Source organism: Amycolatopsis sp. NPDC101161 (genome assembly GCF_044768185.1).
Classification (GTDB): Bacteria; Actinomycetota; Actinomycetes; order Mycobacteriales; family Pseudonocardiaceae; genus Amycolatopsis.
In genome coordinates, this window is record NZ_JBIWPI010000002.1 from 1 (window position 1) to 21,091 (window position 21,091).

A 21,091-nucleotide genomic window follows, 5' to 3' on the forward strand; every position below is an offset into this window, starting at 1 on the left:
GCGCCGGGGCCCGTTACTGGTTCCACCCCCCCCCCTTGCGGGGGGGTGCGTTGTTTGCGAAACTTTGTACAAACACTGCCACCACCCCACGACCGGTCAGGCCAGTTCGGTGAGCAGCGCCCGGATCGCCGGGCTGGCGTCGGCACTTCGCCGCCACGCCGCGTGGACCTCCCGCTTCGGCTGCCGCCGCAACGGGCGGGCCACCAGGCCGGCCCCCAGGGGCGGGCGGGCCAGCCGGGGGATCAACGCGATCACCTCGCCGGAGGCGACCAGTGCCAGCTGCGTCGCGAAGTCGTCGACCAGGTGCCGCACGTCCGGCTCCTCCGGCGCGTCCGCGAAGAGGCGGCGGAACCATTGGTGGCACACGGTTCCCGGCGGGCTGGTCACCCAGGCGTGGCCCGCGAGGTCGAGGCGGCCGAGCGGTTCGGTGGCCGACGCCAGCGGGTGCGTGCGGCTCAGCACCACGTCGCCGACGTCGGTGTGCACCGGCCGCTGCGTCAACGACGGGGGCAGCGTGGCTGGCAGCCCGTCGGCGTCGTGGACGAGGGCGAGGTCGGCCGTTCCCGCGTCGACGCTGTGCAGCGCCTCGTCGGGGTCCTGCTCGGTGATGTGCACGCGCAGGTCCGGACACCGCGCCGGCAAGTCCGCCAGCACCGGGGCGAGCAAGCCGCGGATCGCGGTCGAGAACGCGACCATCCGCAGCGTCCCGCGCGGCGCACCCTCCGAGACCGACTGGGCCGCCTCGGCACAGCGCTCGAGCGCCTGGAACACCTCGGGCGCCGAGTCGACGATCGCCTGACCGGCCGGGGTCAGCACCACGCCGCGGCCCGCGGGCGCCAGCACCGGCACGCCGACCTGCCGTTCGAGGCGCTTGATCTGCTGCGACACCGCGGACGCCGTGAACCCCAGCTCGTCTGCCGCGCGAGCCAGCGTCCCGAGCGCTGCCACCGACCGCAACGCCCGCAGCGCGCCCACTTCGATCATTAAGCCAGAGTACGGGGTATCGGCAAAAAAGCATCGCTGGACCGCATCAGTCGCACCGGGCATGGTCGACGTCATGACCGACTTCGGCGCCAACCTCGTCGCGATGGTGACCCCCATGCAGCCCGGCGGGGCGCTCAGCGAACCCGGCCTCGCGAGCCTCGTCGACCACCTGCTCGCCACCGGCTGCGACGGGCTCGTGGTGGGCGGGACGACCGGCGAGTCCCCCACCCTGACCGAGCCGGAAGCCGCCGAGCTCGTCCGGGACGTCGTGGCCCGGGTCGCCGGCCGGGCGCGGGTGATCGCCGGCGTCGGCACGTACGACACGGCCGCGAGCGTCCGCCGGGCCCGCGACGCCGAGGCGGCCGGCGCGGACGGGCTCCTGCTCGTCTGCCCCTACTACTCCCGGCCGACGCAGGCCGGCGTCGTCGCCCACTGCCTCGCGGTGGCCGACGCGACCGAGCTACCGGTGATGCTCTACGACGTCCCGGCGCGGGCCGGCATCGCGATGACCCCGGCGACACTGGCCGAACTCGCCGCGCACCCGCGGATCCGGGCGGTCAAGGACGCGAAGGGCGACCTGTTCGAGGCGATGACGGTGATGGCGAGCACCGGGCTGGCGTACTACTGCGGCATCGACGAGCTGAACCTCCCGTACCTGGCCTCCGGCGCGGCGGGCGTGGTCAGCGTCGTGGGCAACGTGGCGGCGGACCGCACGGCGGCCCTGATCGCCGCCGTCCGCCGCGGCGACCTCGAGTCGGCGCGGACGATCAACCACTCGCTGATCCCGCTGGTGGAGACGATCATGCGCGCGGGCCCCGGGACGGCGGCGGCCAAGGCGGCCCTCGTCGACCTCGGCGTCATCCCGCACCCGACGGTCCGGCTCCCGCTGGTCGAGGTCAGCTCGACGGCAGCCGGTACACCGACACGTGCGATGGCGACCGCGTCGTGAACTCCGTCCCCGCCCAGTCCGCGTGCCGGGACTCCAGCTCGAACCCGGCCAGTCTGCCCATCAGGTCCAGCTCCGCCGGCCAGATGTAGCGCTGCGGGCACCGGCTCACCCGGGCCTGCCGCCCCTCGCCGAACGAGAAGTGGTGCGACACCAGGTGCTGGCGCACCGTGTCGTACGTGTCCACGCCGAAGTACCCCGGCTCCCCGGTGAACACCAGCGCGTCCTGGCCCGGCGGGAGCCGCCGCAGCTCCGGGACGCCCAGCTCGATCACGAACCGGCCGCCCGGGCCCAGGTGGCGGGCCGCGTTGCGGAAGCACGCGATCTGCTCGTCCTGGGTCAGCAGGTTGCCGATCGTGTTGTAGACCAGGTAGACCAGCGAAAACTCGCCCGGCGCCGTCGCCGTGGCCATGTCGCCGACGACCACCGGGATCGCCGCCTTCTCGCGGAGCTTGGCGAGCATCGGCCGGGACAGCTCGATGCCCGTGACGGCCACGCCCCGCGCGGCGAGCGGGACGGCCACCCGGCCGGTGCCGATCGCGAACTCCAGCGCGCGCCCGCCGCCGGCCAGCGAAGCGAGCCGGTCGACGACCGGCTCCACGACCTCCGGCGCGAACACGCCGCGGCCCGGGGTGTCGTAGCGGTCGGCGGTCTCGACGTCCCAGATGTCTTCTTGACGCACACCTCCACCCTCGCCGCCACCCCTAATACTGTCCAACTATTAAAGCTTGCCCGATTTCGGGCAAGAATTTGAAGTCCGCGACACGCGCAGGGCATGATGGCCGACGTGGCAGAGACCGACATCGTCGAGCGCGTGGCCGCGTCCACCGGTCTCGCGCCGGGGGTCGCCGCCCGCGTCGTCGACGACGTCCTCGCCTACTACCGGACGCCGACCGAGGCCTACGTCCGCCGCCGGCACGCCGAGCTGCAGGCCGAGGGCCGGAAGAACCCCGAGATCTTCCCACTCATCGCCGCCGAGCTCCGGGGGCGCCTGGTGGCCGCGCCCGACCTGTCCGAGCGCCAGCTGCGCCGCATCGTCTACGGCTGAGAAGCCACCGAAAGAAGGTTCGCCATGTGCGGGATCGTCGGCTACATCGGCGGCCAGAACGCCGCCCCCATCCTCCTCGAGGGCCTGACCCGGCTCGAGTACCGCGGGTACGACTCCGCGGGCATCGCCGTCCTCGGCGCCAAGGGCGCCCCGCAGGTCCACCGCGTCGTCGGCCGCGTCCGCAACCTCACGGCCGCGCTGCCCAAGCGCCTGACCGGCAAGGTCGGCATCGGCCACACGCGCTGGGCGACGCACGGGCCGGCGTCGGAGGCCAACGCGCACCCGCACACCTCGGAGGACGGCCGGATCAGCGTCGTCCACAACGGCATCATCGACAACGCCGACGCGCTGCGCGCCCAGCTCACCGACGCCGGTGTCACCCTCACCTCCGAGACCGACACCGAGGTCCTCGCCCACCTCATCGCGCGCTCGGCCGCCGAAACGCTCGAAGACGCCGTGGTCGAGGCCGTCTCGCGGATCACCGGCACGTACGCGATCGCCGTCACCGACAGCGCACACCCGGACCGGCTCGTCATCGCGCGCAACGGCTCGCCGCTGATCATCGGCGTCGGCGAGCGCGAGATGTTCGTCGCCAGCGACCTCGCCGCGCTCGTCCGGCACACCTCCCAGGTCGCGCACCTCGACGACGGCGAGTTCGCCACGGTCTTCGCCACCGGCTACCGCACCTTCACCGTCGACGAGAGCGACACCACCAAGCCGGCCACCGAGATCGACATCGCGGCCGAAGACCTCGACCTCGGCGGGTTCCCGCACTACATGGCCAAGGAGATCCAGGAGCAGCCCGAGTCCGTCGAGCGGATGATCCGCGGCCGGCTCGACGACCGGTTCGGCGTCGCCCGGCTCGACGGGCTCAACCTGACGCCGCGGGAGCTGCGCGGGTTCAGCCGCGTGAAGATCCTCGGCTGCGGCTCGGCCTACTACGTCGGCCAGATCGGCGCGACGATGATCGAGGAGCTCGCCCGGATCCCGGCCGACGCCGAAGCCGCGTCGGAGTTCCGCTACCGCAACCCGATCGTCGAAGCGGACACGCTCTACATCGCGGTCAGCCAGTCCGGCGAGACGATCGACACCGCGTTCGCCGTCGAGGAGATCAAGCGCAAGGGCGGACGGGTGGTCGGCCTGGTCAACGTCGTCGGTTCGACCATCGCGCGCGCCTGCGACGGCGGCGTCTACCTGCACGCCGGCCCGGAGATCGCGGTCGCCTCGACCAAGGCGCTGACGAACATGGCCGTCGGCTTCGCGCTGATCGCGCTGTCCCTCGGCCGCGTGCGCGACCTGTCCAATGCGGACGGTCAGCGGATCATCGACGCGATCCGCGCGCTGCCCGGCCAGATCAAGGAGATCCTCGACGCCGAGCCGCTGATCGCCGAGCACGCGAAGGCCGCGGCGACCGCGAAGAGCCTGTTCTTCATCGGCCGCGTCCGCGGCTACCCGGTGGCCCGCGAGGGCGCGCAGAAGTTCAAGGAGATCTCCTACCGCCACGCCGAGGCGTACCAGACGTCCGAGCTGAAACACGGCCCGCTGGCCCTGATCGACGACTCGCTCCCGACGGTCGCGATCGTGCCCGCCGACGAGCTGGCCGGCCGCAACCTGGCGGCACTGCAGCAGATCCGCGCCCGCGGCGGGTCCGTCCTGGCCGTGACGCACGAAGACGTCGACTTCGGCGAGCTGGACGTCCCGCGGATCGTCGTGCCGCGCACCGAGCCGGAGCTGGACCCGATCCTGCTGACCATCCCGCTGCAGCTGCTCGCCTACCACGCGGCACTGACGCTGGGCTACGACATCGACAAGCCGCGCAACCTCGCGAAGTCCGTCACGGTCGAGTGAAGCCGGGCCTGCTTGGGCATGTTCCAGCCCAGCACCCCGGTGACGCGGCCGGCCCGGCGGTATTCGGCCACGAACCGGCCCGCCGCCACGTCTCCTTCCACAATGGACACTTCAGCGTCCGCGGACAGCGTCCCGTACACGTGGATCCGGGCGTCGAACTGGTTGGTCCAGAAGTACGGCACCGGCGTGTACGGACGGTCCTCGCCGAGGATGTTGCCCGCCACCGCGGCCGCCTGCTCGGTGGCGTTGGTCCGGTTTTCCAGGCGCAGCAGCACGTCGAGGCCCTCGTGGTGCCAGCGGGCCACGTCGCCGGCCGCGTAGATCCCGTCCGCCGCCCGGCAGCGGGAGTCGCACACGACGCCGTTGTCGCACAGCACTCCGCTGCCCGCCAGCCAGTCCGTCGCCGGGGCCGCGCCGAACGCCACCACCACGACGTCGGCGGGCAGCAGATCGCCCGTCTCCAGGCGGACTCCGTCGACGCGTCCATCCGAAGCGGACAGTCCGGTGACCGAAGCACCTAGTCGCAAGTGGACACCTCGGTCGGCGTGCAGCGAAGCGAGCAGGCCCGCCGCCAGGGGCCCGAACTGGTACGCGAGCGGCGCGGGCTGCGGACCGGCCAGCGTGACCGGCACGCCGAGGCCGCACACGGTCGCCGCGATCTCCGCGCCGAGGACGCCGTCGCCGACGACCACGACCCGCTTGCCCGGCGCCAGGTCCGCGCGCAGGCCGAGCGCGTCGTCGAGGGTGCGCAGCACGTGGACGCCCGCGAGGCCGTCCTGGCCCGGCAGGGTGCGCGGGCGGAGCCCGGTGGCGAGCACGACCGCGTCGGCGGTCAGTGCCCGCCCCTGTGCCGTGTGGACGGTCCGCGCGCGGGCGTCCAGCCGCACGGCCGGGTCGCCGAGCACGAACTCGGCGTCCAATGCGGACAGTGCGTCCGGCGTGCGCAGGCTCGTCTGCGAAGGCGTCCAGCTCCCGGCGAGGACCTGTTTGGACAGTGGCGGCCGGTCGTACGGGAGGTGCGCCTCGGCACCCAGCACGGTCACGCCACCGTCGTAGCCCCTGCGGCGCAATGCTTCCACAGTCGCGAGACCGGCCGCCGAGGCGCCGACGACCAGGACGTTCACGCGTCCTCGCGGACCGAGATGGCGACACCCGGGCAGACGCTCGCCGCCTCCCGGACGGTCGCGTGCAGCTCTTCGCCGGGGTTCTCGTCGAGCAGGATGACGATGCCGTCGTCGTCGCGCTGGTCGAACACGTCCGGCGCGAGCATCACGCAGGTGCCGGCGCCGCAGCACTTTCCTTCGTCCACAGTGACCTTCATGCCTGTTCCTCTCCTGGGTTCCGGGGTGTCACGGGGGCGAGCCAGAGGCCGACGAGGGCGTCGGTGAGGCCGATGGCGGCCTCACGCCAGTTGGCTCGCGGGGTGTCATCGCCTTCGGCGAGCGCGCGTTCGCGCTCGGCCATCGTGTGGATCAGCAGCTGCCGGGTCATGGCGTTGCGTTCGGCGCGGACGTCGGCGGGCAGCTCGGGCAGGCACCGGCTCAGCCCCTCGACGGTCCGCGCCAGCGACGGCGACGAGAGCGTCTCGACGGCGACGGCCGACCGCAGCGACGGCTCGGTCATCACCTGCGCGGTGAACCGGGCGAACCAGCTCGGCGTGCCCACCCGCGCGAGGTGCTCGGTCGACGGGTGGACCAGGCACCGGACCCAGTCGCGCAGGTCCGCGCCGGCGCCGAGCTCGGCGAGCATGCGCGCCCGCAGGTCCTCGACCGCCGCCGAGTGCCGGCGGGCGATGGCCCGGACCAGGTCGGCGCGGGTGCCGAAGTGGTACCCGACGGCGGTGTTGTTGCCCTGCCCGGCGGCCTCGCTGATCTGCCGGTTGGACACGGCGAGCACGCCGTGCTCGGCGTAGAGCCGTTCCGCCGCGGTCAGGATCGCCTCGCGCGTCGCGGACGCCCGGTCCACCGAAGTCACCACCGGACGGGCAGTTCCCGCAGTCCGCCGACGGCGAGCCCTTCGACGCGGCGCAGCTCGTCCGCCGGGACGGCGAGCTCGAGCGACGGCAGCTTGCGCAGCAGGACTTCCAGCGTCACCTGCAGTTCGGTGCGCGCCAGGGGCTGCCCGAGGCAGGCGTGCGCGCCGGCGCCGAACGCGAGGTGCGGGTTCGGGCTGCGGCCGAGGTCCATTTCGGACGCGTTCTCGAACGCGGTCTCGTCGCGGTTCGCGGCGGCCATGCTGCACATCGCGGTCGTGCCCCCGGGCAGGACGGTGCCGGCGACCTCGAAGTCGTCGGCCAGGTAGCGGGACATGCCGATCCCCGCGTTCGCGTCGAAGCGCAGGGACTCCTCGACGGCGGTGCGCACGAGCGCCGGGTCGGCCAGCAGCCGCTCCCAGCGGGTCCGGTCGGCGAGCAGCATCGCGACCATCTTGGCGATCATGTTGGCGGTGGTCTCGTGGCCGGCGATCAGCAGGCCGATGCCGGTGGCGGTCAGCATCGCGTCGGACCAGCCTTCGGGCAGCAGCGCGCTGAGGATGTCGTCGCCGGGTTCGGCGCGCTTCCCGGCGATGAGCCCGCCCATGTACCGGCCGAACTCCTGCTGCGCGGCGTCGAACTCGGCCTGGGTGTAGCGGGTCATGCTGAGCATGACGTCCGACCAGTGCGCGAACCGGTCGCGGTCGGAGTCGGGCACGCCGAGCATGTCGCAGATGACCCAGACGGGCAGCGGGAAGGCGAGCCCGGCCTTGAGGTCCCCGGGCGCGCCCTTCGCGACGAGGTCGTCGATGAGCTGCTCGGCCATCGCGGCCATGCCGGGCCGCAGCGCGTTCATCCGCTTGGCGGTGAACCACTTCCCGATCGTGCGGCGCCAGGTGAGGTGCGCTTCGCCGTGCTGCGGGAGGACGGTCGCCATCTCGCTGTTGAAGACCCCGCCGGACTCGGTGTCGGCGACGCGGGCGGCGTTGTCGGCGGGCGTGGGCCGGGTCCACCGCGGATCGGACAGCACGTTCTTGACGTCGGCGTAGCGCGTGATCAGCGCGGCCTCGTCCCCGCTGGCCAGCCGCACGGACGCGACGGGGCACTTCGCCCGGAACTCGGCCCACTCCGCGGGCGGCGCCAGCGCGGTCTCGGCGACGAACGGGAAGCGCGGCAGCTCGGTGTGGCTTTGCGTCATGGCGGTCTCCTCGTTGGTGAATGACCCCTACGACGCAGCATGGCCACGAAACCCGATTACGTCAAGCGCTTGACTTAAATATCGGTGATGCCGGCACCCGCCCGGACATTTCGGGCCGGGCTACTCGCGCTCGACCTTGCGCAGGCCGCCCTCGGGCGTCCACCACTCGACGACCAGCAGCGTCGCCGCCTCGTTCAGGTGGGTGTGCACCACCTCGGCGACGTCCACGCGGAACCGCTCGCCGTCGTCGACGGCCCGGCCGGAGATCTTCGCCTCCCCCGGCCACTTCGCCTCTTCGCCGTCGACCGGGTCGATCGTCGCGCTGTGCAGCGCCACCCGCGGGTCCCGCCGCAGGTCGGCGCCCTTGCGCGCGTCCGGCATCGATCCGAACGTCAGCTCGCCGTCGTCGAACTTCATTTCGATGCCCGAGATCCGGGGCGAACCGTCGGCCCGCAGGGTCGCCATCGTCTTGTGCCTGCGCGCGTCGAACAACGTCCGCACGCGCTGAGCGAACTCCGGTTCCGCCGCCTCGAACTCACGCCACGCCGTCATGCGGTCATGATGGCAGCCACCGCGCGGGGACGGCGACGGGTTTGCGGAACACCAGCCCCGACGGCGCGGCCGGCTCCGCCAGCGCGATGCCGGGCAGCCGGTCGAGCACGGTCTCCACGGCGATCCGCGTCTCCAGCCGGGCCAGGTCCGCGCCGAGGCAGAAGTGCGGGCCGTGGGCGAAAGCGAGCTGCTTGCGCAGGTTCGGGCGGTGCGGGTCGAAGACGTCCGGGTCCGGGAACACCGCGGGGTCGCGGTTGGCCGCGGTGAGCGAGACCGTGACGAGGTCGCCCCGCGCGATCGACGCTCCCGCCAGCTCGACGTCGCGCGTCGCGTACCGGTCGACCACCGCCGCCGCCGGTTCCAGCCGCAGCGACTCCTCGATGGCCGCCGGGACGAGCGCGCGGTCCAGGTGCGCCGGGTTCCCCAGCAGGTGCAGCAGGAGGTTGGCGATCATGCCCTCGGTCGTCTCGATGCCGCCGAACATCAGCACCGCCGCGTTGGACACCACCTCCGGCACCTCCAACGCGGTCGCCGCCTCGGTCAGCAGCGAGGGCCGCCCCACCGTGCCCTCGATGTGCGCGCGCAGCTCGCCGAACGCCTCGGAGCCACGGGAATCCGGCTCGCGGCCGGCCGAGATGTCGTCCACTGTGGACACTATCGCGTCGTACCAGGCCAGCACCCGCGCGGTGTCGGTGCCGTCCAGGCCCAGCGCGTCGGCCACCACCGCGACCGACAACGGACCGGCCAGCGCCCGCCGCAGCTCCGCCCGCCCGGCGGCGGCGAACCCGTCGACCAGCCGGGCGCACTCGGCGCGGACGAACCCGGCGAACCGGTCCTCGATCTCCCGGGGCCGGAAGTGCCGGGCGAACGGCGTCCGGTGGCGGGTGTGCGCGGCCGCGTCGAGCGAGAGCATCGACGGGCCGACGACCCGGGCCGTCGAGAAGCGCGGGTCGTCCACGGTGAAGGTGGCCGCGTCGCGCATGACCCGCAGCGCCAGGTCGTGCCGCGTGACGAGCCAGCCGGTCAGCTCCGGCAGCCAGGCCACCGGCTCGGTCGCCCGCAGGTGGGCCAGCAACGGGTACGGGTCGGTCGTGAGCTGCTCGATCGTCACGCTCGCAGCCCCGCGATGAGCAGCCCGACCAGGCGGCGCGCGTCGTAGTCCGGGTTGTTGTCCTCCGCACCGACGCACAGGTTGCCCACCCCGCGCATCAGCTCCAGCGGCCGCACCTTCGCGGTCAGCCCGGCGGCTTCGAGCAGCCGGCCGCACACCGGGACCAGGCGGTCGAGGAAGTACGCGTGCAGCGAGGCGAAGCCGTCGCCCTGCAGGACCCCCGCGAGCCCGTGCTTGGTCACCAGGAAGTCGACGAACAGGTCGATCCACTCGGCCAGCGCCGCGTGCGGGGAGGACGCCGTCTCCAGCAGCACGGGACCCGCGTCGGCGCACGCCTCCACCTGGTGCCGGTAAACCGCGACGATCAGGTCCGCCCGCGTCGGGAAGTGGCGGTAGATCGTGCCCATCCCGACGCCGGCCTTCGCCGCGATGTCCCGCACCGGCGCGTCCACCCCCGACGCGACGAAGACCGCGGCCGCCGCGTCGAGCAACGTCTTCTCGTTGCGCCGGGCGTCCGCGCGCTTGGGCTTGCTCATCACACCTCCCGGGTTGCTAACCGGAACAATGCTCCGTATGGTTAGCGGAGCAACGTTCCGCTTGCCCATGATGTCACACGGAGGACCTTCCCATGCAGTACCGCACCTTGGGCCGCACCGGCGTCCAAGTCAGCAGCCTCGCGCTCGGCGCGATGAACTTCGGCGCCATCGGCCGCACCACCCAGGACGAGGCCACCGCCATCGTCGACGCCGCCCTCGAAGGCGGGGTCAACCTCGTCGACACCGCCGACATGTACGGCCAGGGCGAATCGGAGGTGATGGTCGGCAAGGCGATCAAGAACCGCCGCGACGACCTCGTGCTCGCGACCAAGGCCGCCATGCCGATGGGCGAGGAGCGCAACCACCGCGGCACCTCGCGCCGCTGGATCTTCAAGGCCCTGGAAGACAGCCTGCGCCGGCTCGACGTCGACCACGTCGACCTCTACCAGATGCACCGCTGGGACCCCGCCACGAGCGACGAGGAAGCGCTTTCCGCGCTGACCGACCTGCAGCGCGCGGGCAAGATCCGCTACTTCGGCTCGTCGACGTTCCCCGCGTACCGGATCGTGCAGGCCCAGTGGGCCGCGCGGGAAAACCGCCTGGGCCGGTACGTCACCGAGCAGCCCAGCTACTCGATCCTGCAACGCGGCATCGAGGCGCACGTCCTGCCGGTGACGCAGGAGTACGGCCTCGGCGTGCTGGCCTGGAGCCCGCTCGCGACGGGCTGGCTCTCGGGCGCGGTCCGCGCCGGGCAGGAGATCACGACCAGCCGGTCGAAGATCCTGCCGCAGCGCTTCGACCTCGCCGACCCCGCCAACCAGGCCCGCCTCGACGCCGTCGAGAAGCTCGTCAAGCTCGCCGAGCAGGCCGGGCTCACGCTCATCCAGCTCGCGCTCGGGTTCGTCACCGCGCACCCGGGCGTGACCAGCGCGCTCATCGGCCCGCGCACGCTCGACCACCTGGAGTCGCAGCTCGCGGCGGCCGACACCGTCCTGCCCGCCGACGTGCTCGACGAGATCGACGCGGTCGTCGCGCCCGGCGTCGACCTGGCCGCGCACGAGAAGTTCGACACCCCGCCCGCCCTGCTCGACCCGTCCCTCCGGAGGCGTTGATGACCAGCTTCGGCATCCTGACCGCACCCATGAACGTCGGCTACGACGAGATCCGGCGCGTCTGGCGCGAGGCCGACCGGATCCCGGAGATCGAGCACGCCTGGCTGTTCGACCACCTCATGCCGATCGGCGGCGACCCGGACGGCCCGATCTTCGAGGGCTGGACGCTGCTTTCAGCCCTGGCCGCGCAGACCGAGCGGATCCGGCTCGGTCTGATGGTCACCAGCAACCGCTTCCGGCCGCCGGCAGTGCTGGCGAAGATCGCGTCCACAGTGGACGTCGTCTCCGGCGGGCGGCTCGACTTCGGCATCGGCGCCGGTTCCCGCCCGAGCCACCCCCTGGCCCGCCGCGAATACGACGGCCACGGCCTGCCGTACCACACGCAGGACGACGCCGTCGCCGCGCTCGCCGAGGCGTGCACGGTCATCCGTCGCTTGTGGACCGAGGACGCACCGTTCGACTTCGACGGCGAGTACGTCAAGCTGAAGGGGGCGTTCGGCAACCCGAAGCCGGTGCAGCGGCCGCACCCGCCGATCATGATCGGCGGCCGGGCGAGCGCGACGCTGCGGGTGGTCGCCGAGCACGCCGACCAGTGGAACATCCCGGGCGGCGGCGACATCGACGACCTCGTCGGCCGCAGCAAGCTGCTCGACCGCTACTGCACGGAGATCGGCCGCGACCCGGCTTCGATCCTGCGCTCGATCTTCCTCGCCGTCGACTACGACAAGCCGGCCGCCACGCGCGAGAAGATCGAAGAGGCCGTCGCCGCCGGGTTCGGGCACGTCGTGCTCGGGCTGGGCAACCCGTACCCGGACGGCGTGGTCCGGTGGGTCGCCGACGAGCTGATCCGCTGAGCTACTTGTCGACTCCCTCGTAGGTGCCCTGGGTGAACCGGCGCGAGAACACGAAGTAGACGACCGCGACCGGCACGGTCATCAGCAGCGCCGCGGCGAGCTTCAGCGGGAACTGGTTGCCCTGGCCCAGTTCACCGGACACCAGGCTCGCGACGCCGGAGGTCAGCGTGTTCAGCGCCGGGTCCTGCCGGGACACGATGTAGTGCGGCAGCTCGTTCCACGATCCTTGGAACGACAGGATGGTCACGGTGATCAACGCCGGTTTCGACATCGGCAGCACCACCGACCAGAACGTCCGGAACGGCCCGGCGCCGTCGATCCGGGCGGCCTCTTCGACGCTCACCGGCACGGTGTCGAAGAACTGCTTCATGATGAACACCCCGGTGCCGTCGACCAGCAGCGGGATGATCATCGCCGCGTAGGTGTCGTACATGCCGAGCTGGTTGAGCACCAGGAACTTCGGGATGAGCAGCACCACGCTCGGCACCGCGATGACCGCCAGGACGGCCCCGAAGACCGCCCGCCGGCCGCGGAACCGCAGCCGGGACAGGGCGTACCCGGCGAGGGAGTCGAACACGACCCGGCCGACCGTGATCGTCACCGAGACGAACACGGAGTTCATGGCCCAGCGCGGGAAGTCCTGCTCGGCGAGCGTCCGGAAGACGCTCACGGACCACTGCTGCGGCCACGGCAGGAGCGGGTGCGCGGTGGCGTCGGCATCGGTCTTGAACGCCGTCGCGAGCTGGATCAGGAAGGGGTAGATGTAGAGGGCCGCGACGAGGATGAGGACCGCGTACCCGAGCCAGCGTCTCCTCATCGGCGCTCCCGCAGGGCCCAGCGCTGCACCAGCGTGAAGGCCACGATCACCACGAACAGGAGGAACGCGATCGCCGCGCCCTGGCCCCACTGGTGGCCGACGAACGACGTCGAGTACGACAGGTAGGCCGGGGTCAGCGTGGTGTTGGCCGGGTTGCCGCGGCTGAGCACGTACACCTGGTCGAAGACCTGCCAGGTGCCGATCAGGCCGAGCGTCAGGACGAGGAACAGCGTCGGGCGCAGCTGCGGCAGCGTGACGCGCCAGAAGCGTTGCCACGCCGTCGCGCCGTCGATGAGGGCGGCCTCGTCGACGGACGGCGGCAGGTTCTGCAGCGCCGCGTAGAACATCAGCATGAAGCCGCCGGTCGAGGTCCAGACGACGAGCACGATGATCGAGCACATCGCGACGCTGGGGCCGGCCAGCCAGTCCCACCAGGACAGTCCCAGGAAACCGTGGCCCGCCAAGGCGGCCGGCGGGTTCGCCGGGTCGCCGAGGGCGAGGTGGAAGATCCCGCGCGGGTCGGCGAACCAGCTGGGACCGTCCACTCCGAACAGCTTCAGCGCGGCGTTCACCGTGCCGGTGCTGGAGAAGAGGAAGAGGAACACGACCGAGATCGCGACCGAGCTGGTCACGGTCGGGAAGTAGAAGGCCGTGCGGAAGAACTGGCGGCCCTTCAGCTTCTTCCGGTGCAGGACCAGCGCGAGGAACAACGCGAACGCCGTCTGCAGCGGCACGACGAACAGCACGAAGTAGCCGTTGTTGCGGACGCTGGTGGCGAAGTTCTGGCGCGTCAGCCCGGGTTCGGCGAGCAGCGCGGCGTAGTTGTCGCCGCCGACGAAGTGCACGCGCGAGGAGAACGGGCTGCCGTTGCCGGTCCAGTCGCTGACGCTGACCCACAGCGCCATCAGGATCGGCAGCACCATGAACAGGCCGAGGATGAGCAGGGTCGGGGCGAGGAAGAGCCAGCCGGCCCGGCCGTCGCGCCGGAGGGGGCGGCGGCTCCGGCCGCCTCGCGCGGGCGCGGCGGCCGGAGCGGTGAGGACGGTGCTCACGGCGTCACTGCCCGAGCGCGGCCGCGGTGTTCTGCTGCAGCTGCTGCAGGATCCGCTTCGGGTCGGCGCCCGGCAGCTGCTGCAGCTGGGCGTCGAAGTCGGTGAGCACGGGGTCCATCTTGGTCAGTGTGACGGGCCCGTGCGCGTGGTCGGCGCCGGCGACGAACGCGGCCTGCGCGGGGAACTTCTGCTCGTACTGCGTCCGCACGGACTGCCGCGACGGGATCACGCCGAACGCCTCGGCGAAGGCGAGCTGCTGCTGCGGCTGCATGAACGAGTCGACGAGCTGCTTGGCCTGCTCCTGGAACTTGGTCTTGGCGGCGATGCCCCAGCACTGCGTGAACGACAGCGTGCCCGGCCCGGCCGGCCCGGCCGGTCCGGCGGGCAACGCGACGACGCGGTACTTGACGTCCGGGTAGTCCTTCTTCATGCCGCCGGCCATCCAGTTGCCGTCGATGCTCATCGACGCCTTGTGCTGGCCGAACGCCTCGCCGGAGTCGCCCGCGCCGATCTGCTTCGGGTACTTCGCGACGCCGGACGCGAGCAGGTCGCGGACGTAGGTGAGGGCCTGGAGGTTCTGCGGGGTGTCGGCGGTGGCCTTCTTCTGGTCGGCGTCGACGGCCCAGCCGCCGGCCTGGACGAGGAAGGCGCCGACGCGGTCACGGGTGTCGTTGAAGACGAGCCCGGTGCGGCCGCCGGTGGTCAGCTTCCGCGCGACGGTCTTCAGCTGGTCCCACGTCTTGGGGAGGTCGTTGTCGGTCAGCCCGGCCGCGGCCCAGTCGTCGGTGTTGATCGCCAGCGCGAGGGTCGAGAAGTCCTTGGGGGCGCAGTAGAGCTTGCCGTCCTTGGTGAACGTCGTGCGCAGCGTCGGGTAGATGTCGTCCTTGTAGGACAGACCGTCGCCGTACGGGAGCATTTCGTCGGCGTAGCCCTGGAACTTGGTGGCGTCGACGGCGAAGACGTCCGGCGGGCTGCCCGCGGCGAACCCCTGGCTGAGCTGCTGCGCGAGGTCGTTGGCGCTGACGACCTCGGCTTTCGATCCTCCGGGGTGCCACGCGGCGGCGGCGTCCTGCATGGCTTTGAGCTCGGCGCCCCCGCTCGCGGCGATCATCACCTTGAGCGTGGCGGGCCCGGACTGCTGGGTCGCGGGCTTCGACGAGTCGTCGAAACCGCTGCCGCAGGCGGAAAGCGGGAGCAGCAGGCCGGCCGCCGCGAAGGCGGCCACAGTTCGGCGGGGAAGCATCGATCCTCCTTGATCGCGCGGGGACTCAGGTGGTGCGGAGCACGAGGTGCGGGGTGAAGAGGGTGGTCGCGGGTTCGGAGGCCGCTTCGCCGCGCAGGGCGGTCCGCAGCTGCCGCACGCATTCGGCGGCGACATCGGCGATGGGCTGGGCGACGCTGCTCAGGCCCAGGACGGCGGCGGTGGGGGTGTCGTCGAAGCCGATGACGGCGGCATCGGCACCGGGCCGGATCCCGCGGTCGCGGAGTTCGGCGGTGACCCCGAGGGCGAGCGAGTCGCTGGCGCAGACGAACGCCGTGGGCGCGCCGGTGTCCGCGACGCCGCCGCTCCCGGTCGCCCCACCGGCGTCGAGCAGGCGGGCGGCGGCCGAGCGGCCCCCTTCCACACCGTCGAACACCGCGACCTGCGGCTCTTCCCCCAGCCCGGCCGCGGCCAGCCCCGCCGCCCAGCCGGCGCGGCGGTCGTCACCGCTGCCCGACCCCTCCGGCCAGCCGACGAACGCGATCCGCCGGTGTCCCTGGCGGACCAGGTGGTCGGTGGCCAGCCGCGTCCCGGCGGCGCCGTCGACGTCGACCCACGGGTGGGTGTCCTCCGCTCCCCACGGGCGGCCGAACGTGACGAACGGCAGCTCGCGCTCGAGCAGCCAGCGGGTGCGCAGGTCGTCGTGGTGGGTGCTGGTCAGCACGAACCCGTCGATCCCGACCGAGGCGATCAGGTCGGCGTACGCGCGGGTCTCGGCCTCGTCGTCGGCCGCCGTGAACAGCATGATCCGGTGGTCGTAGCGCTCGGCCGTCGCGGTCAGCGAGTGCAGGAACTGGTCCAGGACGACCCCGCTCACGCCATTGCCCGAAGGCGGGATGCACAGCCCGATGATCTGCGACCGCGTGGTGCGCATCTGCCGCGCCGCGGTGTTCGGGCGGTAGCCGAGCCGTTCGATGGCGGCCAGGACGCGTTCGCGCGTCTCCGGGCTCACCACCTCGGGCGAGTTGATCACGTTGGACACGGTCTGGCGCGACACCGCGGCCGCCTCGGCCACCGAGTTCAGCGTGGGCCGTCCCATGTCCTGCCTCCGGGTTTGAACGTTCAACTGCGGGTCACTCTGAACCCGCGGCGCTGAGCTGTCAAGACTTCGAAGTCAGTTGACATTCTTTCGTTTGATCGATCCAATCGTAGGCATGGCCGACCTCCAGCCCCTGCTCCACGACCTCGCGATCGCGCTGCACGCGCCGACCGTCGTCCTGTCCGGCCGGGACGGGCAGATCCGCGCCGGCGGGACGCAAGGCCTGCTGCACGGCGACCTGCGGCTGCTCAGCGAGGCCGTCGTGACGGTCGACGGCGACGAGCCCGAGGCCATCGGGAGCGACGAGCCGGGCGCCGACCGCGCGCGGTTCACCGGGCTGCTGCGCCGGCTGGGCGACCCCGGCCCCGACCCGACGGTGTGGCTGCGCCGCGACCGCACGGTCACGGCGTCGGGGATGACCGAGGAGCTTTCGCTGATCTCGACGGCCGGTGCGCGCCGCCGGTGTGTCGTCGAAGTGGTGCTGGCGGCCGACTTCGCGCCAATCGACGAGATCAAGTCGGGCGGGCGGCGCTCCCCCGTCGTCCCGGCCGGCACCGGGTGGACCGCTTCTTCGGCGGTCTCCGAGGTGACGGCCGAAGGCGCCGACGTCGTCGTCGACGGGCCGCGGCTCCGGCTGCGCTGGACCGTCGAAGGACCGGCGACGCTGCGGTGGTCCCTGCGGGTTTCCGACGAGCGGGCGTTGTTCGTACCGGCCGGCACCCGGCTACCTCGGCCGGAGGTGCACGCCGACGACCGCCGGTTCACGGCGTTGCTCGGCCGCGCGCTCGACGACCTCGACGGGCTGCTCCTGGCCGAACACGACTACCCCGCCGACGCGTTCGCCGGCGCGGGCGCGCCGTGGTTCCTCACGCTGTTCGGCCGCGACAGCCTGTGGGCCGCGCGGCTGGCGTTGCCGCTGTCGGTCGGCCTCGCGGGCGGAACGCTTCGCACGCTCGCCCGCGCCCAGGGCACGCGCCACGACCCGGCGACCGGCGAAGCGCCGGGCAAGATCCTGCACGAGCGCCGCCGGGACGCGTTCGAGACTGTCGGTGCTTCGCTGCCCGCCGAGTACTACGGGACGGTCGACGCGACGGCGTTGTGGGTGTGCCTGCTGCACGACGCGTGGCGCTGGGGCCTGCCCGAGGACGAGGTCCGCGACCTGCTGCCGACGTTGCGGTTCGCGCTGTCCTGGATCACCGGCGCCGCGGACACCGACGGCGACGGGTTCGCCGAGTACCGCGACGAGAGCGGGCACGGCCTGGCCAACCAGGGGTGGAAGGATTCCGGCGACGCGGTCCGCTTCCACGACGGTACGCAGGCGAAGCCGCCGATCGCGTTGAGTGAAGTCCAGGCGTACCAACACGAAGCCGTCGTGCGCTCGGTCCCCTTGCTGACCGCTTTGGGTTCACCTTGCGACGGCCTTTCCGAGTGGGCTGCCGCTCTTCGTTCGCGGTTCCGGGACGAGTTCTGGGTGTCCACTTCGGACGGCCGTTACCCGGCATTGGCCTTGGACGGCGACAAGCGGCCGGTGGACGCGCTGACGAGCAACATCGGCCACCTCCTCGGCACCGGCCTGCTGTCCCCTTCCGAGAGCGCGTCGATCGGTTCGCTGCTGCTGGACTCCCCACTGGCGTCGGGTTTCGGCTTGCGCACGATGAGCGCGTCCGCGGGCGGTTATTCGCCGTTGAGCTACCACTGCGGCTCGGTCTGGCCGCACGACACGGCGATCGTCGTCCGCGGCCTGCAGCGATCCGGTCAACAGTCCCGCGCTGCCGCCCTGGGTGCGCAACTGCTTTCGGCCGCCCCGGCGTTCGACTACCGGCTGCCGGAGTTGTTCGCCGGGTACGGCGTCTCGGAGACGACGGCACCGCTGCCGTACCCGGCATCGTGCCGGCCGCAGGCCTGGTCGGCGGCGGCCGCAGTGAGCCTGCTGGTGGCGTTCCTCGGCTTGGAGGTAGACGTCCCGGCGCGCACGGTTTCCCTGTCCCCGCCCCGGCCGAGCCCGGTCGGGGCGCTGCGGGTGTCGGGTTTACCGTTGGCGGGCGGAACCCTCGACGTCACCATTTCCGCCGACGGCGAGGTCACCGAACTGCGGGTGCCGCCGGGGTTTTCCGTCCTTTCGGAACAGTCCGGCGAGTAGGAAGGTCGCGCCGAAGCGGCCCGTGTTCTCCTTCATCGGACGTAGTTCTAGTTCGGTGAAGACGTCGAACAGTTTTCGCAGTTCGTCGGGTGTGTAGGCCAGGCCGCCGTGGAGGCTGCCGTCGCGGTAGAGCTGCGCGTCCGGGATTTCCGTGCCGGAGTCGGGACTTCCGGTGCCGGCGGCGAAGCAGACGAGACCGAAATGACCGCCGGGCTTCAGGTACCGGTCGAGCAGGGCCAGGTAGCTGATCCGCCGGTGCGGCGCGAGGTGGTGCAGGCAGCCCGAGTCGTAGACCAGGTCGTACTCCTCGTGCGGCAAGTCCATCGCGAAGATGTCGGCTCGGTGGAAGCGGACGTCGTCGACACGTTCGCAGGCCCAGGCGATCGCTTCCGGTGAGCCGTCGACCGCGTCCACTTCGTAGCCCGCCTCGGCGAGCCTTCGCGCGTTGCGGCCGGGCCCGCAGCCCAGCTCCAGCGCGCGGCCGCCGGTCAGCGGCCCGTCGCGGAGCCAGGCGTCGAGGTTTTCGTCGGGCTCGTCGACGAAGAACGGAACCGGCCGGTCGCGGTCGGCGTAGAAGCCGTCCCACTCGATGTTTTCGAAGAGGCCGTCCAGCATCCGCAGGAGGTCGTCGACCGACCGGATGTCCCGGTTCACCGCTCGACGTGCGCGCGCACGGCCTGCAGTTCCTCGTCGATGACCGCCATCTGCGCGTCGACCGCCGCCGGCTCGGTGTCCTCGGGGAAGAACAGGCTGAAGATCAGCTCGGCTCCGGCCAGGTTGGGCACGACGCGGGCGAAGAGGCCGAGGTTCGGGGCGTCGGCGCTGACGAAGTCGACGACGCCGTGGTCGGCCGCGACCTTGACGGCGACCGGCCGCGCGTCCTCGCCGACGCGCCAGACGTCACCGTGGTCGTGCTCGACAGTGCTGGCGAAGCCCGGCGCCCACTCGGGCAGGCGGCGCACGTCGGACAGGTAGGCGAAGACCCGCGCCGGCGGCGCGGAAACGGAGATGGTGCGCGTCTCGGCGCGCCCCGGCTTGAATGTGGTCATGACGCAAACGATACGCACCTGCGTATCATTTGTCGACGCGTAAAATCCGGCGGGTGAACGAGGACGACGATCTCGGGGCGTTGTGCGCCGGAGCGGGCCGCGCGCTGGCCGAGGCCGAGCGCCCGGTGCTGGAGTCGCACGGGCTCACGATGTGGCAGTACGTGGTCCTGTCGGCCCTCTCCCCCGGGGCGGCGCCGAGCCAGCTGGTACTGGCCCAGCAGATCCACTACGACAAGACGCGGTTGATCGCGCTGCTGGACGGGTTGGAAGCGGCAGGACTGGTGAGCCGAGCCCCGGACCCGGCCGACCGCCGCGCGCGAGTGGTCCGCTTGACGGAAGCGGGCGCGAGACGGCACGCGGCGGTCCGGGAGGCGATCCGGGTGCTGGAGGAGCGCAAGCTGGCGGGGTTGAGCGCCCAGGAGCGGCGGGTGCTGCGGTCGGCCCTGGCCCACCTGGCGAACTCCGACTGACTGGCACGTGTCACGTTTCGCCCAGCACCGGCGACTCCCCCAACGTGGACGCGAAGTCTGACAAGCTCATCTCGACCAAAGGGGACACCCGATGGCTGCTCACAAGGAGCAGCCCAGGTGTGGCGTTCGGCCTGCTCGTGGGCGGTCTGGTACTCCTACTGGGCCAGAACATGTCCGACCAGCTCATCGCCGCCGTACTCGCCTTTCTCGGAGTGCTGGTGACCTACGCGGCGGCAATCATCAGCGCCTCCGTGCAACGTCAAGCCCAGGACAAGCTCTCCCGGCAGCACGAACAAACCGAGACGCGCCTCGCCCATGACGCGGAGGACGAGAAACGCCACTTCGAACTCGACGCGGCGATGCGGGCGGGCCAGCTGATCGCATCAGCCAACGGCGTTGCGAACAGCCCTGCTGCGTTGGCGTCCGGCCTCGTGACTTTGACCAACCTCAACCAAGCAGAACTGGCTGTTTCGCTGCTCGTCGACTTGTGGTCCGTTCAAGTGACCGACGACGGCACCCGCCACGACAACGACCGGTGCCAGGTGGCCAACGAGATCGCGATCCTGGTGATCAACGGCGCGCTCTCCTCGGAGTGTCGCACCGCCCAATTGATGGCCGCCGAACTACTGTGCCGCAACGCGACCAGGCTGACCTCCACGCAGTCCCTGCACTGGCCTGCCGTCATCGACGGGGTCTGGCGACCGGAATTCGCCAAACGCACCAAGCTCCTGCTCGTCGAGGCATTGGTCGACATGACCACGTGCCCCCGCAAACCGGCGGACGAAGCAGCGTTGAGGGCGATCGCGGTTCGCCTCCACGGCGTCTGGAGGGATCCCGAGAGCAAGGTCAAGGCGTGCGTCGGCAAGCTCATCCATGCTCTGCTTCCCGCACTGCAACGCTGCAAGAGCAGAGAATTCGCCCATGCCGGTGTCATGGTCAAGTTCGAACAGCTCGAAAGAGCGGCCGGCTACCCGTCGGACAACTCGGACGGCTACCTCAGCGAACTCTCCGACCGTCTCGCCGCCCGTCTCGCCGAGTGGGCCGCAGGCGCCATCAGGATGCCGACAGATCCTGGTTGCCTGGCCGCCGCCGGCTAGCGGGT

General features: G+C 71.6%; 23 protein-coding genes. 8 read left to right on the plus strand and 15 right to left on the minus strand.

Going from position 1 to position 21,091, the window contains the following annotated elements:
• Positions 1-96 precede the first annotated feature (96 nt).
• On the minus strand, positions 97-984 hold the full coding sequence (locus tag ACIRSS_RS11025) for a LysR family transcriptional regulator (protein ID WP_400893483.1): 888 nt from the start codon (positions 982-984) through the stop codon (positions 97-99).
• Between the two features lie 73 nt (positions 985-1,057).
• On the opposite strand from ACIRSS_RS11025, the gene dapA reads away from it, so the two are divergent.
• Positions 1,058-1,933, plus strand: coding sequence for a 4-hydroxy-tetrahydrodipicolinate synthase (gene dapA, locus ACIRSS_RS11030; RefSeq protein ID WP_400893485.1), 876 nt, complete (start codon positions 1,058-1,060; stop codon positions 1,931-1,933).
• On the opposite strand, the gene ACIRSS_RS11035 is transcribed toward dapA, so the two are convergent.
• Positions 1,881-2,612 (minus strand): class I SAM-dependent DNA methyltransferase, encoded by a 732-nt coding sequence (locus ACIRSS_RS11035; protein WP_400893486.1) that lies wholly within the window; start codon positions 2,610-2,612, stop codon positions 1,881-1,883. The genes dapA and ACIRSS_RS11035 overlap by 53 nt on opposite strands.
• A 93-nt stretch (positions 2,613-2,705) precedes the next feature.
• On the opposite strand from ACIRSS_RS11035, the gene ACIRSS_RS11040 reads away from it, so the two are divergent.
• Positions 2,706-2,978 carry a hypothetical protein gene (locus ACIRSS_RS11040; RefSeq protein ID WP_400893488.1) on the plus strand — a complete coding sequence of 91 codons (273 nt, stop codon included), beginning with the start codon at positions 2,706-2,708 and terminating at the stop codon, positions 2,976-2,978.
• A 24-nt stretch (positions 2,979-3,002) separates the two neighbouring features.
• The gene (glmS, locus tag ACIRSS_RS11045) at positions 3,003-4,826 is read left to right on the plus strand and encodes a glutamine--fructose-6-phosphate transaminase (isomerizing) (protein WP_400893490.1); all 1,824 of its coding nucleotides are present in this window, start codon (positions 3,003-3,005) and stop codon (positions 4,824-4,826) included.
• Here the strand turns inward: glmS and ACIRSS_RS11050 are convergent.
• The 7 genes from ACIRSS_RS11050 to ACIRSS_RS11080 all read right to left on the minus strand — a co-directional run bounded on the left by ACIRSS_RS11050 (position 4,775) and on the right by ACIRSS_RS11080 (position 10,195).
• On the minus strand, positions 4,775-5,950 hold the full coding sequence (locus tag ACIRSS_RS11050; protein ID WP_400893492.1) for an NAD(P)/FAD-dependent oxidoreductase: 1,176 nt from the start codon (positions 5,948-5,950) through the stop codon (positions 4,775-4,777). The genes glmS and ACIRSS_RS11050 overlap by 52 nt on opposite strands.
• Complete coding sequence (locus ACIRSS_RS11055; protein ID WP_400893494.1) at positions 5,947-6,147, minus strand: ferredoxin; 201 nt, start codon at positions 6,145-6,147, stop codon at positions 5,947-5,949. Before ACIRSS_RS11055 ends, ACIRSS_RS11050 begins: the two co-directional genes overlap by 4 nt.
• Entirely contained in the window at positions 6,144-6,791 is a 648-nt protein-coding gene (locus ACIRSS_RS11060) for a TetR family transcriptional regulator (protein ID WP_400893495.1), read from the minus strand. The genes ACIRSS_RS11055 and ACIRSS_RS11060 overlap by 4 nt, the downstream gene beginning before the upstream one ends.
• 5 nt (positions 6,792-6,796) lie before the next feature.
• Positions 6,797-7,996 carry a cytochrome P450 gene (locus ACIRSS_RS11065; protein ID WP_400893497.1) on the minus strand — a complete coding sequence of 400 codons (1,200 nt, stop codon included), beginning with the start codon at positions 7,994-7,996 and terminating at the stop codon, positions 6,797-6,799.
• Positions 7,997-8,116: 120 nt separating this feature from the next.
• Positions 8,117-8,548, minus strand: coding sequence for a pyridoxamine 5'-phosphate oxidase family protein (locus ACIRSS_RS11070; RefSeq protein WP_400893499.1), 432 nt, complete (start codon positions 8,546-8,548; stop codon positions 8,117-8,119).
• A gap of 4 nt (positions 8,549-8,552) precedes the next feature.
• Positions 8,553-9,659, minus strand: coding sequence for a cytochrome P450 (locus ACIRSS_RS11075; RefSeq protein ID WP_400893501.1), 1,107 nt, complete (start codon positions 9,657-9,659; stop codon positions 8,553-8,555).
• On the minus strand, positions 9,656-10,195 hold the full coding sequence (locus tag ACIRSS_RS11080) for a TetR/AcrR family transcriptional regulator (RefSeq protein WP_400893503.1): 540 nt from the start codon (positions 10,193-10,195) through the stop codon (positions 9,656-9,658). The genes ACIRSS_RS11075 and ACIRSS_RS11080 overlap by 4 nt, the downstream gene beginning before the upstream one ends.
• A 92-nt stretch (positions 10,196-10,287) precedes the next feature.
• Between ACIRSS_RS11080 and ACIRSS_RS11085 the strand changes: the two genes are divergently transcribed.
• Positions 10,288-11,307 carry an aldo/keto reductase gene (locus ACIRSS_RS11085; RefSeq protein ID WP_400893505.1) on the plus strand — a complete coding sequence of 340 codons (1,020 nt, stop codon included), beginning with the start codon at positions 10,288-10,290 and terminating at the stop codon, positions 11,305-11,307.
• On the plus strand, positions 11,307-12,161 hold the full coding sequence (locus ACIRSS_RS11090; protein ID WP_400893507.1) for an LLM class flavin-dependent oxidoreductase: 855 nt from the start codon (positions 11,307-11,309) through the stop codon (positions 12,159-12,161). The genes ACIRSS_RS11085 and ACIRSS_RS11090 overlap by 1 nt, the downstream gene beginning before the upstream one ends.
• Position 12,162: 1 nt before the next feature.
• Here the strand turns inward: ACIRSS_RS11090 and ACIRSS_RS11095 are convergent, their stop codons facing one another.
• Genes ACIRSS_RS11095 through ACIRSS_RS11110 form a run of 4 tightly spaced genes read right to left on the minus strand, consistent with a single transcriptional unit; the run spans position 12,163 to position 16,330 of the window.
• On the minus strand, positions 12,163-12,978 hold the full coding sequence (locus tag ACIRSS_RS11095) for a carbohydrate ABC transporter permease (RefSeq protein WP_400893509.1): 816 nt from the start codon (positions 12,976-12,978) through the stop codon (positions 12,163-12,165).
• Positions 12,975-14,030 (minus strand): carbohydrate ABC transporter permease, encoded by a 1,056-nt coding sequence (locus tag ACIRSS_RS11100; protein WP_400893511.1) that lies wholly within the window; start codon positions 14,028-14,030, stop codon positions 12,975-12,977. Before ACIRSS_RS11100 ends, ACIRSS_RS11095 begins: the two co-directional genes overlap by 4 nt.
• A gap of 4 nt (positions 14,031-14,034) precedes the next feature.
• The gene (locus ACIRSS_RS11105; RefSeq protein WP_400893513.1) at positions 14,035-15,273 is read right to left on the minus strand and encodes an extracellular solute-binding protein; all 1,239 of its coding nucleotides are present in this window, start codon (positions 15,271-15,273) and stop codon (positions 14,035-14,037) included.
• A 25-nt stretch (positions 15,274-15,298) separates the two neighbouring features.
• Positions 15,299-16,330 (minus strand): LacI family DNA-binding transcriptional regulator, encoded by a 1,032-nt coding sequence (locus tag ACIRSS_RS11110; protein ID WP_400893515.1) that lies wholly within the window; start codon positions 16,328-16,330, stop codon positions 15,299-15,301.
• Between the two features lie 115 nt (positions 16,331-16,445).
• Here ACIRSS_RS11110 and ACIRSS_RS11115 point away from each other — a divergent pair, with 115 nt between their 5' ends.
• Positions 16,446-18,470, plus strand: a complete 2,025-nt coding sequence (locus ACIRSS_RS11115; RefSeq protein WP_400893517.1) for a glycogen debranching N-terminal domain-containing protein — start codon at positions 16,446-16,448, stop codon at positions 18,468-18,470.
• On the opposite strand, the gene ACIRSS_RS11120 is transcribed toward ACIRSS_RS11115, so the two are convergent.
• On the minus strand, positions 18,360-19,124 hold the full coding sequence (locus tag ACIRSS_RS11120) for a class I SAM-dependent methyltransferase (RefSeq protein WP_400893519.1): 765 nt from the start codon (positions 19,122-19,124) through the stop codon (positions 18,360-18,362). The genes ACIRSS_RS11115 and ACIRSS_RS11120 overlap by 111 nt on opposite strands.
• Positions 19,121-19,519 (minus strand): SRPBCC family protein, encoded by a 399-nt coding sequence (locus ACIRSS_RS11125; protein WP_400893521.1) that lies wholly within the window; start codon positions 19,517-19,519, stop codon positions 19,121-19,123. The genes ACIRSS_RS11120 and ACIRSS_RS11125 overlap by 4 nt, the downstream gene beginning before the upstream one ends.
• A gap of 53 nt (positions 19,520-19,572) precedes the next feature.
• On the opposite strand from ACIRSS_RS11125, the gene ACIRSS_RS11130 reads away from it, so the two are divergent.
• Together ACIRSS_RS11130 and ACIRSS_RS11135 are read left to right on the plus strand one after the other, a co-directional pair.
• Entirely contained in the window at positions 19,573-19,989 is a 417-nt protein-coding gene (locus ACIRSS_RS11130) for a MarR family winged helix-turn-helix transcriptional regulator (protein ID WP_400893523.1), read from the plus strand.
• A gap of 119 nt (positions 19,990-20,108) precedes the next feature.
• Entirely contained in the window at positions 20,109-21,086 is a 978-nt protein-coding gene (locus ACIRSS_RS11135; RefSeq protein ID WP_400893525.1) for a hypothetical protein, read from the plus strand.
• Positions 21,087-21,091 lie beyond the last annotated feature (5 nt).